The organism is Streptomyces sp. NPDC033845, from assembly GCF_055576225.1.
Map to the genome: position 1 here is coordinate 42,549 of NZ_JBVIRI010000011.1, position 13,442 is coordinate 55,990.

Consider the following 13,442-nt stretch of genomic DNA (forward strand, 5'->3'; position numbering starts at 1 on the left):
CTGCGCTTCGCTCCGGGGGTCATGACCGCACGGCCGGCGGGCCCATCATGGACCCGTTCTGCCGGGTGAGGGCGAGGATCTCCTCCAGCAGCCCCACGCTGCCGCCGCCGCTGCCGAGTTCGTAGAGCCGGACTTCCGTGTGATAGGCGCGGCGGGCCATCACCAGATGCTTTCCGCGGAACACGGTGAGTGATCTGAGGGCCTGTCGCAGGCTTCGCGCGCTTGACTGGAGACAGTCCGCGTCGGATACCGGGCCGGGGCCGCCGAGCGCCGCGGCCATGCTCGACACGAGGGAGGGCCGCTCCTTCTCCTCGGCATGCTGGGCGCGCCAGTGCGGAAGGGTGTGGAAGGCGACCTCGTCGCAGAACTTCAGGTATTCCGGGCTGCCGCGGTCGGACGCCCACAAGAGGATGTCGACGAGGAACAGCGGAATGTGGGCGGCGGCCGGACCCATGTATTTCCGGCCGGATATGTGGACGTCCTCGAAGTAGGGCCTGAGCACCTGGGCGAAGAATTCGGGGGTGACCGTCTCGACGACGGTCCCCATGGCCCGGTCCGCGGCCGTGACATGCAGGGCCAGACAGGCCATGCGGTCGGCGTGGGCGGGGGTTCCCGGGGTTTCCTCCCGGACCGCGCGGCCGGCCTCCACCGCCTTCGCGAGGTCCGGCACGCAGCCGCGGACCGCGTCGATGAGGCTGCGTTCCATCGGGTCCCCGCTGTAGAGCCGCTCGCGTTCGCCCGGCGGATTCCAGCAGGTGTAGTGGTAGACGGTGTCCCGGGGGATCATCCCGGTGCGCCGCCCGAGCAGTTCGAACGGGCGGGTCGCACCGGGTATCACGTCGAAGGCGGACACCTCGTGCCGCTTGAGGCTTCCCAGGTACATGCCGAGGTCGCGCATCGCGGCCAGGCATTCGGGGAGGGTGAAGGCGGCCACCTCCTCGTCGGAGGGGAGGGCCTCGCCGAGGACGCGCGCGAGCGCGGGAACATCGGCGGATTCGTTCATCTTGTACAGGGTGCGGAGTTCGTCGTCCAACCGGAGCGGATCCAGCCGTCTGACTCTCTCATTTCGCTCCTCGGAAGTGATGTCGATGTCCGCCCTGCGGTGCATGTGAACCAACTCTTCCGGTGAGGATCGGTTTCATTCCCGGCACGCCTGCGAAGCTAGCAGTCGGCGGACTCCTCGAAAAAGATTCACTCCGCATTCCTCACCGTGCATTTTTCCTATTGACAAGCAGCCGCAATGCCGGGTTTTGGCCGGGCCCGACAATTCCTTCCGTTCGGTTCTGTATGAAACGGACCGGGGACGCTCCCGGGCCGTTATGCCTTGCGGTAGGTGCGGGCGTCCTCGGCGGCGAGGAGGACGTCCGGCAGGGCCGAACCCAGGGCGGCGGTCAGGGTGATGGCCACGGCACCCTCCAGGAAGGGGGCGTCCACGATGCGGGTGTCGGCGGGCAGCCCCGAGGCGGGGTCGGCCAGCAGGGACTTCAGGGTGAGGACCGCGCTGCCCATGTCGCACAGCACGGCCACGCCCGCGCCCTCGTCCACCTTCCGGGCGGCGGCCAGGACCAGTTCGGCGCTGGTGCCGATGCCCCCGTCGCGGGTGCCGCCGGCCAACGCCAGCGGGCCCGGGTCGAGCGCTCCGAGGAGGGTACGGGCCAGATCGGCGACGGACTCGGCGACCGCGCGGCTGTGCGAGACGAGGACGACGCCGACCCGGCCGGTGGCGGTCGCGGTGGCGGTCGCGCCGGCCGGCTCTGCGGGGGCGGCGGGTTCGGTGCGGGCGGCGGCCGGTCCCGCAGTCTCGGCCTCAACCTCGGAACCGGCCTCGGAACCGGCCTCGGAACCGGCCTCGGAACCGGCCTCGACCACGGCCTCCAGGAGGTCTTCGACGGCGGCCGCCGGGTCGGCGGCCGTGCTCAGGGCCTCCATCAGCAGGGCGATCGAGTTGGCCCCCGCGTCCTGGTGGCCGATGCTGCGGGCGCCGAGATAGGAGGCGCGGCCCTTGCGGGCCTGGAGTCCGGCGGTCCGGTCGGCGCCCTCGCGGGCCGCCCGAGCCGCCTCCGCCAGCGCCTCGGGGAGCGGGCGGCCCGCCTCGGCGGCGCCGAGCAGCGCGGCCACCGCCGGGTCCAGCGCGTCCACCATGGTCGCGTCTCCGGGTTCGGCCCCGCCGAGCTTGCGTACGGAACGGAGCCCGGCCTCCAGGGCCCGGCCCAGTTCCGCGGCGGTCGGTACACCGGTCTCCCCGAGGGTCTTGCCGGCCCGGCGCAGTGCGGTGCCGAACAGCGGGCCGGAGGCGCCGCCCACCGTGTTGGTGAGGGTGGACCCGGCCAGCGTGAGCAGGGCGCCGGGGGTGGCGGGCCGCTGGGCCGCCACCGCTTCGGCGGCCGCGCCGAAGCCCCGTACCAGGTTCGCGCCGTGGTCGCCGTCGCCGATCACGGCGTCGAGCTCGGTGAGCCGGGCGGCGTCGCGGCGGACCAGGCGGGTGGACTCGGCGAGCCAGCGCCGGAAGCAGGCGGTGTCCAGGGCGGGTTCGGCGAGGGCCCGGGCGGGGTCGGCGGCCGGGGCCGCTTCGGCGGGGGCCTGGGGGCGGGGCTGGGCGGGGATCGTGCTGGTGTCCACGGGGTACTCCTCTGAACGGGCGGGGCCGGGGGGCGGTGGGGGGACCGGTCAGGACCGGTGGAGGGCGGGCGTGTCCACCGGCGCGTCCCACAGCCGGAGGAGTTCCTCGTCGGCCCGGCAGAGGGTGAGGGTGCAGCCGGCCATGTCCAGGCTGGTGACGTAGGAGCCGACCAGGGACCGGGCCACGGTGACGCCCCGGGCGGCGAGCTGGCGCTCCAGCTCGGCCCGCATCACGTACAGCTCGATCGGCGGGGTTCCGCCCAGGCCGTTGACCAGGGCGATCACCGGTGCGCCGGCGGCCTCCGGGAGGTCTTCCAGGATGGCGTCGAGCATCGCCCCGCAGGTGTCCGCGGCGCTCATCAGGGGGCGGCGCTCGCGTCCCGGTTCGCCGTGGATGCCGATGCCCAGCTCGATCTCGTCGGCGCCGAGCGCGAAGTTGGGGCTGCCCTTGGCCGGGGTGGTGCAGGAGCTGAGGGCCACTCCGAAGCTCCGGGAGTTCGCGTTGACCTTGCGGGCCACCGCGGCCACCGCGGCGAGCGGGGCGCCCTCCTCGGCGAGCGCGCCCGCGATCTTCTCCACGAACAGGGTGGCGCCGGTGCCGCGCCGGCCGGGTCCGCCGGCGTCCGCGGCGACGGCCACGTCGTCGTCCACGACCACCTGCTCCACCGTGATGCCCTCGTCCTCGGCGTCCTCGGCGGCCATCGTGAAGTTGAGGATGTCCCCGGTGTAGTTCTTGACGATGTGCAGGACGCCCGCCCCGGCGTCCACCGCGGCGGTGGCGCGCGCGATGGTGTCCGGGACCGGGGAGGTGAACACCGGTCCGGCGACCGCGCCGGCCAGCATGCCGGGGCCGACGAACCCGGCGTGCAGCGGCTCGTGCCCACTGCCGCCGCCGGACAGCAGGGCGACCTTCCCGGCCGGGGTCCCGCCCGCCCGCGTGACGATGCCCGCCTCGGCGTCGACGACCAGACCCGCATGCGCCGCGGCCATTCCGCGCAGGGCGTCCACCACGACGCTTTCCGGGGAATTGATGAGCTTCTTCACGCGGGTCTCCTGAATGTGGAATGCGGACCTGTGGCTTGAAAACTACGCCGCTCCGGGTGGGGGCCGGAGCGGGCCGTTGGTCCCGTATCCAGGCGCGGAAAGGCCTGTTCAGGAGGGGACCCGCCGGGTCGCCCTATTTCCCGATTCCGCGTGATAGGTATGAATCGGGATGCCGGACCGACCGGTTCGGCGCCCGAATGCGAAGCGCTTGGGAATTGAGGATCCGTCGTGAAGAGCACCGGAACGCGAATGATGATCAGCCCGCCGAAGTACGTGCAGGGGGCGGGCGCCATGCACGATCTCGGTGAGCACGTGGCCCCGCTGGGGCAGAACGCCCTGGTCCTGGCGGACTCCGGAGTCTGGGGATTCGTGGACGGCGCGGTGAGCGACTCCCTGGCCGGCTCGGCGGTGAAGCTGACCAAGGAGGTCTTCGGCGGGCTGTGCACCCGGAAGGAGATCGACCGGGTCGCGGCGGCGGCCTCGGCCGCCGGTGCGGACGTGGTGATCGGGATCGGCGGCGGCACGGCGATCGACACGGCCAAGGCGGTCGGGCACGCCCTCGGGGACATCGCCGTGGTGAGTGCCCCCACGGTGGCCTCCACGGACGCCCCGACCAGCGCCCTGGCCGTCATCTACACGGAGGAGGGCGCCTTCGAGCGGTACTCCTTCTTCCGCCGGAACCCGAACCTGGTGCTGGTGGACACGGCGCTGGTGGCCGCCGCCCCGAGCCGGTTCCTGGTGTCCGGGATGGGTGACGCACTGGCCACCTGGTACGAGGCGCGGGTGTGCGTGGCGGCGAACCGGACCGCGATGGCGGGCGGACTGGCCACCGGGGCCTCGCTGAGCCTGGCGCGGCTGTGCTGGGAGACGCTGATGGAGTACGGGCCGCAGGCCCGGCTGGCCGCCGAGGCCCATGTGGTCACCCCGGCGCTGGAGAAGGTGACCGAGGCCAACACCCTGCTGTCCGGGCTCGGTTTCGAGTCCTGCGGGCTGGCGGCCGCGCACGGCATCCACAACGGGCTGACGGTGTCGCACCGCACGCACGGAATGATGCACGGCGAGAAGGTCAACATCGGGACCCTCGCCCAGCTGGTCCTGGAGGGCGCCCCCACGGAGGAGCTGGACACCTATCTGAAGTTCAGCCGGGCGGTCGGACTGCCCACCACCCTGGCCGAGGTGGGGCTGGGCGACGCGGGCCGGGAGGAACTGCTCGCCATCGGGCGGGCCGCCACGGTCGAGGGCGAGACCACGCACAACATGCCGTTCGCGGTGAGCCCGGAGATGGTGGCGGACGCGCTGATCGCCGGGGACTCCTACGCGCGGGCCACCGCCCGCTGACCCGGCGCCCCGCGCCCTGTCGGCCCGGCACCCGCCGGCCCGCCCTCGGATACCGGTCCGGTCACATCCCGGGGCGGGCCGTTGCCGGAGGCCCCGGCGGCGGGTTGGACGGGGCGTGGACAACGTGAGATACGCCGTACTGGACGGCGCCTACTGGAACTCGCCCCACGACGAGGACTGCCCTCGCTGCGCCCCGGCCCGGGTGGCGGAGCCACCGGCGGATTCGGTGGAGTCGGTGGAGTCGGCGGAGTCGGCGGCGGCGGCGGAGGGGCGGTCCGAGGGGCGGGCGGCCGGGCCGGAGGAGCCCGCCGCCCGGCCGGCCGGGCCGGCCGCCACCGCCCGCTGGGCGGGGCGGCTCCAGGACGCGCTGGTGGACTCCGGTCGGCCGGGGCTGCGTACGGCGTTCCTGGTGGGCTCGGTCGGCACGGTGCTCGCCGCGACGGCTACCAGATGGAGCTGACCCACTCCGGGTGGTCGATGAACGGGTTCCGGTTGTGCTGGTAGCTGTCGAATATGACCTGGTTGCGGCGCTGCTCGAAGGCGTCCGGCGGGTCCTGCAGATGCCACTGCTTCAGCACGCTGATCCGGCCGTGGGTGGGCGCCGAGCCGTTGTTGACCCGGTCGTTCATCTCCAGGTTCGCGAAGCCGTCGCCGCCCTCGTAGCGGACGGCCATGTAGAGCAGCATCCGGGCCACATCTCCCTTGACCGCGTTCCTGGGCTCGAAGGAGTCGGCGTCGGTGCGGCTTCCGGGGGCCTCGGAGACGGCGGAGCCGCCGTTGTCGAAGTCCTTGTTGCCGCGCGTGCTGTTGACCGTGACGTCCTCGGGGCGCAGGTGGTGCAGGTCGGTGCCCGGGCCGGTGGCGGTGCCGAAGTCGCCGTGGCTCTTCGCCCACACGTGCTCGCGGTTCCAGTCGTTGACCCCGCCGCCGTTGGTGGACTTGGACTGGGAGCGGCCGGAGTAGAGCAGGATGACGTTGTTGGCGTTCGCGGGGTCCTGGTCGGTGACCTTCAGCGCGTTCCAGACACCGTCGTAGCTGACCCGGGACTGGTTCTTGATGATGCCGTGCAGCGCCGACCTGAGCGCGGCGCCGGTCTTGCCCTCGGCCGGCGCGTAGTACGTGTCGAGGGCCGCGGCCCGGGCGCCGGCCGCGGCGGTGGGGGCGCCGGAGTCGGCCGGGGTCGCCTCGGCGGACACCGGGAGGAGGAGCAGGAGGGCGGCGGTCGCCGCCACGCCGACGGCCCAGGGCGTCCGGCGGGGGATTCTCTTCATGTGGGGGTCCCTACACACGCACCGCTCCCACCAGTGGAGTTGGCGGGATGTCAGGTGGCAGAGCGAGGCTCACATTGTCATGTGCCGTACAGATGAAGACCACATGTCGAACACGCGGATCCTGAAACCCCCGAGAGGTAACCGAGATCCATACTTGACCGACCGTTCCAGAACGATCTAGGATTCACCTCATGGCCAGGACCAAGGAATTCGACCCGGACGCGGTACTGCTGGCGGCACTGGAGCTGTTCTGGCGGCGCGGCTACGCCGAGACGAGCCTCGCGGACCTGGTCGAACACCTGGGGATCGGACGGGCCAGCCTCTACGCCACCTTCGGCAGCAAGCACGATCTGTACCTGAAGGCCCTCGACCGCTACGGCGAGGACCGCAACCCGCCCCTGGTCGCCGAACTCTCCCAGCCGGGACCGGCCCTGCCCGCCGTGCGCGAGCTGGTCCGGCGGTTCGCCGCCGAGGCGAGCACCGACGGGACCAGACTGCTCGGCTGCCTGGTCACCAACACGGCGGCCGAGCTGGGACCGCACGATCCGGCCGCCAACCGGATGGTGGAACGCAGTTGGGACGCGCTGGAGACCCCGCTGCACTCGGCGCTGGTCCGGGCCCGGGCACAGGGCGAGATCCCGGCGGACCGCGACCCGCGGGCGCTGGCCCGGATGCTGCTGGTACTGCTCCAGGGGATCCGGGTGGTCGGCAAGTCCTCGGCCGACCCGGCAAGGGTCCGGGACGCGGCCGAACAGGCCCTCGCCCTGCTGGACTGACCGGAATCCGGCGACGGCGGCCGTGCCGGGCCCGCCCGGCCGGCCGGCATCCGGGGGCGGACCGGGCCGTGCCTTGATTCTGGAATGTTCAGTCTCGAATCAAATCTCGAAGCAAACGAACGGGGGATGAGGAAAGTGACGACCCGGAAGACCCTCCGGGGGCCCGGGGCCGGATTCGCGCTGCTGGGCACCGTGCAGGTGGTACTGATCTTCACCCTGGCCTCGGTGGCCGTGCCGCTGCCCCGGATCGGCGCCGAATTCAGCCTGGACCGCACCGAGTTGATCCTGCTGACGGCCGCCTACGGCCTGTCCTTCGCCGGACTGCTGCTCTACGGCGGACGACTCGCCGACCGGTACGGCGGCCGCCCCGCCCTCGGCGCCGGACTGGCGCTGTTCGGCACCGCCTCCCTGCTCGCCGCCCTCGCCCCCGCCTACGAGGCGCTGCTCGCCGCCCGGTTCGCCCAGGGCATCGGCGCGGCCGCGGTCGCCCCGGCCGCGATGGCGATCCTGCGGACCCTCTACCCCGGACCGGCCGACCATGCGCGGGCCATGGCCACCTGGGGCGGACTGTCGGTGCTCGGCGCCACCGCCGGGAACCTGCTGTCCGGGGTCATCTCCGCCCTGCTGTCCTGGCGTTGGACCTTCGCCGTACCGGTGCTCGTGGCGGCGCTGGCACTACCGCTCGGACACCGGCTGCTGCCCCCCGCTCCCCCGGACCCGGGCCGCGCCCCGGACCTGCCGGGCGCCCTGCTCGCCACCGCCGGAATCACCCTGACCGGCACCGGACTGGTCCTCACCGAGGACCGCTCCTGGGCCTCGACCGCGGTCCTGGTACCGCTGCTGGCCGGCACCGTCCTGCTGGCAGTGTTCCCCGCGGTGGAACGACGGCGGCCCGACCCGCTGCTCCCGCCGGGCTTCCTCACCGACCGTCGGCGCGGTCTCGGCCTGGCCTCGATCGCCTGCGCCGCGGCGGGGACCGCCACCGTGTTCGTCCTGCTCTCGCTGGCCCTCCAGCAGCAGCGCGGCTACTCGGCCCTGGTCACCTCCGCCGCCTTCCTGCCGTTCGCCGTCGCCCTGCTGGGCGCGGGCCGGGCGGCACCCCGGCTGATCGGCCGCTTCGGCCCCGCCCGGACCACCGGCGCCGGGTTCGCCCTGGGCGCGGTGGGCCTGGGACTGCTGGCGGCCACCGGCTTCGATCCCGGACTGCCCTACGCCTCCTCGCTGCTGCCCGGACTGGTGCTGCTGCCCGCCGGGGGCGCCCTGGCCTTCGCCGGGGCCGCGGTCCTGGCCACCGCCGGGGTGCCGGGGCGGCAGTCCGGGCTGGCCGGCGGGGTGCTCAACACGGCCATGGAGGCCGGGGCCACGGTGCTGTTCGCCCTGCTGCTGGCCCTGGGCGGCGACACCGCCGCACTGGCCGGGGCCGCCCTGCTCTTCACCGCCCTCGCCGCCGTCTCACTGGCCACCCGCACCCGCCCCTACCCACCGGCGCCGGCGCCGGCGCCCGCGCCGTCCCGGGCCCTGTCCCACCGCCCTTCCCCCGTCCCGTCCGTCCCGTCCGTCCCGTCCTACTCCGAGGAGTGACCATGACCACCACCACAACCACCACTGCCGCCTCTGCCACCACTGCCATTGCCGCCGCTCCCCGCTTCGCCGGGCGTACCGCCCTGGTCACCGGAGGCGGGTCCGGGCTCGGCCGGGCGATCGCCCTCGCGTTCGCCGCCGAGGGGGCGAACGTCCTGGTGGCCGGCCGGAGCGCCGAGCCGCTGGCGGAGACCGCGGCCCTGATCGAACGGTCCGGGGGCACCGCGGCGGCCCGTACCGCCGACGTGAGCCGCGCCGAGGACGTACGGGAGCTCGTCCGGGCGGCCGTGGAGCGGTTCGGCCGGCTCGACATCGCCGTCAACAACGCCGGGGTGTTCCGGGGCGGCGGTCCGGTCGCCGACCTCGCCGAGGAGGACTGGCGGACCCTCCTCGACACCAATGTGACCGGCGTCCTGCTGTCCCTTCAGGCCCAGGTGGCGCACATGCGGGCGCACGGCGGCGGCGCCATCGTCAACATCTCCTCCAACCTGGGCGCGCACCTGCGGATCCCGGGCGTGGCCGGGTACGCGGTCACCAAGGCGGCGGTGTCCGCGCTGACCCGGGCGGCCGCGATCGACCACATCGGCGACGGCGTCCGGATCAACGCGGTCAGCCCCGGCCCGTCCGAGTCCTCGATGTCCCTGCGGCCCGGCGAGACCGAGGCCGACCGCGCGGAGCGGATCAAGGACGAGTCCCCGCTGGGCCGGATCTCCTCCGGCGCCGAGGTCGCGGCGGCCGTCCTCTACCTCGCCTCGGACGCCGCCGGTTCGGTGGTCGGCACCGACCTGGTCATCGACGGCGGGGCCTCGGCCTGAGCGTGCGCCCGGGGCCGGGTGGGTCAGCGGACGCCGTGGGGGCGGAACTGGATGCTGATGCGCGGGCCGACGGCGCGGCCGGACTTGGGGACGGCGTGTTCCCAGGTGCGCTGGCAGGAGCCGCCCATCACGACGAGGTCCCCGTGGCCCAGCGGCAGCCGGAGGGCGGCCGGGCCGCCGCCCCGGGGGCGCAGGGCCAGGTCCCGGGGGTCTCCGACGGAGAGGATGGCCACCATGGTGTCCTCGGTGGAGGAGCGGCCGGTGCGGTCGCCGTGCCAGGCGACGCTGTCGCGGCCGTCCCGGTAGAAGCAGAGGCCGGCGGTCACGAAGGGCTCCCCGAGTTCGGCGGCGTAGTGCGCGGAGAGTGCGTCGCGGGCCTCGGTCAGGACGGGGTGCGGCAGGTGGTCGTCGGCGCCGTAGAAGGCGAGCAGCCTCGGCACGTCCACGTCCTGGTCGTACATCCGGCGGCGTTCCGCCCGCCACGGCACCTCGGCGGCCAGCTGTTCGAACAGCCCGTCCGAGCCGTCGAGCCAGCCCGGGAGCCGGTCCAGCCAGGCGCCCCGGCCCAGCTCCCGGCGGACCGTCCCGGTCAGCGGGCCGAGGGCCGGCGCGTCGGTCTGGTCGAACAGGGAGCCCTGCAGCGGTGCGTGCGGTGCGTGCATGCTCCCAGCGTACGCCTCATTCGAACGCGTGCACGAATAGGTTTGGGCGGGGGCGCCCCGGGCAGCCGCGCGTCAGTGAACTCCCGAGCGAGTGGAGCGGACGATGGACGGACGCATCCGGCCGCACAGCAGCACGGCCCAGCGCGCGGCCGGTGAACGGCTCGGCCTCGGCGAACTCGCCGAGGAACGGATCTCCGCCGCCCGGGCCGACGGCCACGGGCGCAGCGCCCGGCTGATCCTGCGGGAGGCCCCACTGCGCCAGTCGGTGATCGGGCTCGCCGCCGGCACCCGGCTCGGCGAGCACACCGGACCGCCCGCGGCATCGCTCCAGGTGTTGCGGGGATCGGCCCGGGTGACCACGGACGGGGAGGCGGTGGACCTGCCGGAGGGAGCGCTGTTCCTGCTGCCGGACACCCGCCACTCGGTGACGGCGCTGACGGATACGGCGGTGCTGCTCACCTCCGTCAACCCCATCGACCCCGTCGACCCCGTCGACCCCTGAGAGCAGGTCCTGCCCCCCCGGAGCAGGTGCTAGGAGAGCTTGCCGTCGTAGTCCGGCAGCTTGAAGGTGCGCTCGGCGTGGCCGCCGACCAGGTCGCTCTGCTTGTTGCCGATGTTCGCGATGATCGTGTATCCGCGGGCCTCGATCTCCGCGCGCTTGGCCGTCTTGTAGGCACTGACCTCCTCGAAGAGGTCGGGCAGGTCGCGGACGTACAGACCGGAGACCGGGTAGCCCACCGCCTTGAGGTTGTAGTTCGTCAGCGACTGGATGATGCCGGGGCGGGCGGTGACGAAGAAGATCGCCACACCGCGGTCGTGCGCGTAGCGGGTCAGGTCGCGGATCTTGGCGATGGCCGGGGTCGGGAACGTCCAGAAGTAGTGGAAGTCCGTCTCCAGCGAGGAGTTGTCGATGTCGAGGACGATGGCCGGCCTCTCGCCCGCGGGCGAGGCGGCGATGCGCTGTTCGACGTACGGGCGGGCCACGTCCACCACCGCGGACACGTCGCGCTGCCAGGCTCCGTAGTCGATGCCCAGGATGGCGGCGTTGCCGCCCGGGGCCGAGGCCTTGGCCGCGGGGGCGGCGGTCGGCGCGGGGGCGGCCTCGGCGGCGGCCGTCGGGAGGAGGGCGAGGACCGCCGCTGCGGCGACCGCGGTGGCGGCGGTGGCGGCGGGTCGGGGCATCCGGATGCGGAGGGTGCGCATGGGTGTCTCCAATGACATGCGGTGGCATGGACATGGCCAAGCCTCGGCATGAAGGGGCCGGATGTCTACTGGCCGGTAGGAAACTTTTGGTGGATCTCCGGTGACACCCCACGGATCGTCCCGTGCCCGCGGGCGGATCGGCCGGCCCGTCCGGCGGCTCAGGCCGGGCGCCGCCGGGCGGTGAACACCCGGGCGAGCGCGGCCGCCAGCGCGGGTCCGGTGGGCGGGTGGAGGCGGGCGCCCAGGTAGCCGTCCGGGCGGATCAGGAAGGCCGTTCCGCCCCGGGACCGGTAGAGCCGGGCGAACTCCCCGGCGGTGTCCCGGCAGACCGGCACCGGCAGCCCCGCCGGCACCTCCGCCCCCTCCCCGAGCACCACCCGGGTCACCACCAGCCCCTGGGACATCTCCGCGGCCAGCGCGGCCAGTTCCACCAGACCGGCATCGTCCGGTCCGGTGTGCGCGGTCCGGTGCAGCAGCAGGACGTGGTCCTGCTGCCGGAGCAGGTCGAACAGCCGCAGCGGATAGGTGGCGATCTGTTCGGTCAGGCCGGCGCAGTCCGGGGCCCGCTCCCCCGGACCCGGACCGCCCGCAGGCTCCGAGAGGCCCGGGTCCGCCGCCGGACCGGCGGCCAGCAGCGGGCTGTCCCGGTAGTGCACCAGCAGCTGGGCCTCGCGCAGCAGCACCGCCTCCGGGTCGTCCGGATCGGCGTGGACCCCCTCGGCCGCGTTCCGGACCGTGCGGCCCACCACCTCCTCACCGATCGGCCGGCGCTCCGCGTCATAGCTCTCCAGCAGACCGGGCGCGGCTGCCCCCCGCACCGCCAGGGCCAGCTTCCAGGCCAGGTTGTAGGCGTCCTGGATCCCGGTGTTCATGCCCTGGGCGCCGGTGGGCGGGTGGATGTGCGCGGCGTCCCCGGCGACGAAGACCCGTCCCGCCGCGTAGCGGTCCACGATCCGGTGGCTGATCCGGAACACCGAGGACCAGCGCATCGCGGAGGCCGTGGCCGGACGGGGCGAGAGCCGGTCGAGGACGCTCTGGATGTGCGGGAGTCCGGGTCTGCGGCCGCCCTCCAGCCCATGGGCCACCCCGTCCGCCGCCGCGTCCGCCGCCGCACCCCCGCCATCGCCGGACCCGGACCCTGACCCTGCTCCGGCCCCGGCTCCGGCCCCGGAGCGGGCCGCGGACAGTTCGGGCGGCACCAGCATGGACACCCGGTAGCGGCCCCGGCCGGGCAGCGGGATGCAGACCAGCACGTCGTCCACCCGCCCCCCGCCGTCCCGGTGCATCGAGCGGACCCCGTAGCCGGGCGGGAGGTCCCAGTCGAGCTCCACGTCGGCCAGCATGTACTCCTCCGGGAAGGCCCCGCCCCCGAAGGCGAGGCCCAGCTCCTTGCGGACGCTGCTGTGGGCGCCGTCGCAGCCCACCAGATAGCGGGCCCGGACCTCCTCCTCGGGCCCGCCGTCCACCGGGGCCAGCCGGGCGGTGACCCCGTCGGCGTCCTGGGTGAAGGACCGCAGTTCGGTGCCGCGTTCGATCCGGGTGCCGAAGCGGGCCAGGAACTCCTCCAGGACGCGCTCGGTCTCGTACTGCGGGAGCGCGGCGAAGGCGTACGGCACCTCGGGCGGCAGGGCCAGCTCCATCCGGGCCACCTCGGCGCCGTTGACGTAGACCAGCTGTCCGTACATGGGGGTGGCCGCGTCCAGGGCGGCGCCCACCAGGCCGGTCCGGTCCCAGAGCTCCAGGGTGCGGGGCTGCACCCCGACCGCCTTCGCGTACATCGGGCGGGCCGGCAGCCGGTCCACCAGCCGGCAGCGGATCCCGCGCCGGCGCAGCTCCACGGCCGCCGTCAGGCCCACCGGGCCCGCTCCCGCGACCAGGACCTCGGTCCCGTACGCCCCGTGGCCGCCGGACGCGGTGCCCCCGGCCGCGCCCTCGGTGTCCGTGCCCGTGTGCGCCATCGGCGTCTCCCGCCGGATCGGCCCCGAGCGAACGGATCGACCGTTCCATGGTGGCCCGCCCCCGCCCGCCCGGCCACCGCTGCACCGGCCCCGGCCGGACGCCCGCGTTGCGCGCCCGGCCCCCCGGCGGGACGGTCGAGGAGGCGGCACCGGCGCCCGGCCCGGACCCCGCACC

At 74.0% G+C, this 13,442-nt stretch carries 13 protein-coding genes; 6 read left to right on the forward strand and 7 right to left on the reverse strand.

The annotated features are described in order from the left end of the window. Window positions 1-19: 19 nt before the first annotated feature. From ACZ50K_RS23295 to dhaK, 3 genes are all read right to left on the reverse strand, one after another. Window positions 20-1,033 (reverse strand): monodechloroaminopyrrolnitrin synthase PrnB family protein, encoded by a 1,014-nt coding sequence (locus ACZ50K_RS23295; protein WP_468906136.1) that lies wholly within the window; start codon window positions 1,031-1,033, stop codon window positions 20-22. 284 nt (window positions 1,034-1,317) lie between these two features. Then, window positions 1,318-2,619, reverse strand: coding sequence for a dihydroxyacetone kinase subunit DhaL (gene dhaL, locus ACZ50K_RS23300; protein ID WP_468906138.1), 1,302 nt, complete (start codon window positions 2,617-2,619; stop codon window positions 1,318-1,320). 48 nt (window positions 2,620-2,667) lie between these two features. Next, window positions 2,668-3,663, reverse strand: coding sequence for a dihydroxyacetone kinase subunit DhaK (gene dhaK, locus ACZ50K_RS23305; protein ID WP_468906141.1), 996 nt, complete (start codon window positions 3,661-3,663; stop codon window positions 2,668-2,670). Between the two features lie 228 nt (window positions 3,664-3,891). Between dhaK and ACZ50K_RS23310 the strand changes: the two genes are divergently transcribed. After that, window positions 3,892-5,001: a glycerol dehydrogenase gene (locus ACZ50K_RS23310; RefSeq protein WP_468906144.1), complete on the forward strand. Its 1,110-nt coding sequence runs from the start codon at window positions 3,892-3,894 to the stop codon at window positions 4,999-5,001. A 115-nt stretch (window positions 5,002-5,116) separates the two neighbouring features. Beyond that, entirely contained in the window at window positions 5,117-5,461 is a 345-nt protein-coding gene (locus ACZ50K_RS23315; protein ID WP_468906146.1) for a hypothetical protein, read from the forward strand. Here ACZ50K_RS23315 and ACZ50K_RS23320 read toward each other — a convergent pair. Then, window positions 5,445-6,272, reverse strand: a complete 828-nt coding sequence (locus tag ACZ50K_RS23320) for an endonuclease I family protein (protein WP_468906148.1) — start codon at window positions 6,270-6,272, stop codon at window positions 5,445-5,447. The two genes, ACZ50K_RS23315 and ACZ50K_RS23320, sit on opposite strands and share 17 nt — an antisense overlap. A gap of 191 nt (window positions 6,273-6,463) precedes the next feature. On the opposite strand from ACZ50K_RS23320, the gene ACZ50K_RS23325 reads away from it, so the two are divergent. The 3 genes from ACZ50K_RS23325 to ACZ50K_RS23335 all read left to right on the forward strand — a co-directional run bounded on the left by ACZ50K_RS23325 (window position 6,464) and on the right by ACZ50K_RS23335 (window position 9,444). Beyond that, on the forward strand, window positions 6,464-7,048 hold the full coding sequence (locus ACZ50K_RS23325; protein WP_468906151.1) for a TetR/AcrR family transcriptional regulator: 585 nt from the start codon (window positions 6,464-6,466) through the stop codon (window positions 7,046-7,048). A 126-nt stretch (window positions 7,049-7,174) separates the two neighbouring features. Beyond that, window positions 7,175-8,629 carry an MFS transporter gene (locus ACZ50K_RS23330; protein WP_468906154.1) on the forward strand — a complete coding sequence of 485 codons (1,455 nt, stop codon included), beginning with the start codon at window positions 7,175-7,177 and terminating at the stop codon, window positions 8,627-8,629. A 2-nt stretch (window positions 8,630-8,631) separates the two neighbouring features. Continuing rightward, window positions 8,632-9,444 carry an SDR family NAD(P)-dependent oxidoreductase gene (locus tag ACZ50K_RS23335; RefSeq protein WP_468906157.1) on the forward strand — a complete coding sequence of 271 codons (813 nt, stop codon included), beginning with the start codon at window positions 8,632-8,634 and terminating at the stop codon, window positions 9,442-9,444. Window positions 9,445-9,467: 23 nt separating this feature from the next. Here ACZ50K_RS23335 and ACZ50K_RS23340 read toward each other — a convergent pair whose 3' ends face one another. Beyond that, window positions 9,468-10,106: an alpha-ketoglutarate-dependent dioxygenase AlkB gene (locus ACZ50K_RS23340; protein ID WP_468906160.1), complete on the reverse strand. Its 639-nt coding sequence runs from the start codon at window positions 10,104-10,106 to the stop codon at window positions 9,468-9,470. A gap of 103 nt (window positions 10,107-10,209) precedes the next feature. Between ACZ50K_RS23340 and ACZ50K_RS23345 the strand changes: the two genes are divergently transcribed. Further along, a complete protein-coding gene (locus tag ACZ50K_RS23345) occupies window positions 10,210-10,608 on the forward strand; it encodes a cupin domain-containing protein (RefSeq protein WP_468906162.1) in 399 nt (132 codons plus the stop codon). Window positions 10,609-10,637: 29 nt separating this feature from the next. On the opposite strand, the gene ACZ50K_RS23350 is transcribed toward ACZ50K_RS23345, so the two are convergent. Continuing rightward, the gene (locus ACZ50K_RS23350; RefSeq protein ID WP_468906164.1) at window positions 10,638-11,309 is read right to left on the reverse strand and encodes an HAD family acid phosphatase; all 672 of its coding nucleotides are present in this window, start codon (window positions 11,307-11,309) and stop codon (window positions 10,638-10,640) included. A gap of 158 nt (window positions 11,310-11,467) precedes the next feature. Then, complete coding sequence (locus ACZ50K_RS23355; protein WP_468906166.1) at window positions 11,468-13,267, reverse strand: FAD-dependent monooxygenase; 1,800 nt, start codon at window positions 13,265-13,267, stop codon at window positions 11,468-11,470. Window positions 13,268-13,442 lie beyond the last annotated feature (175 nt).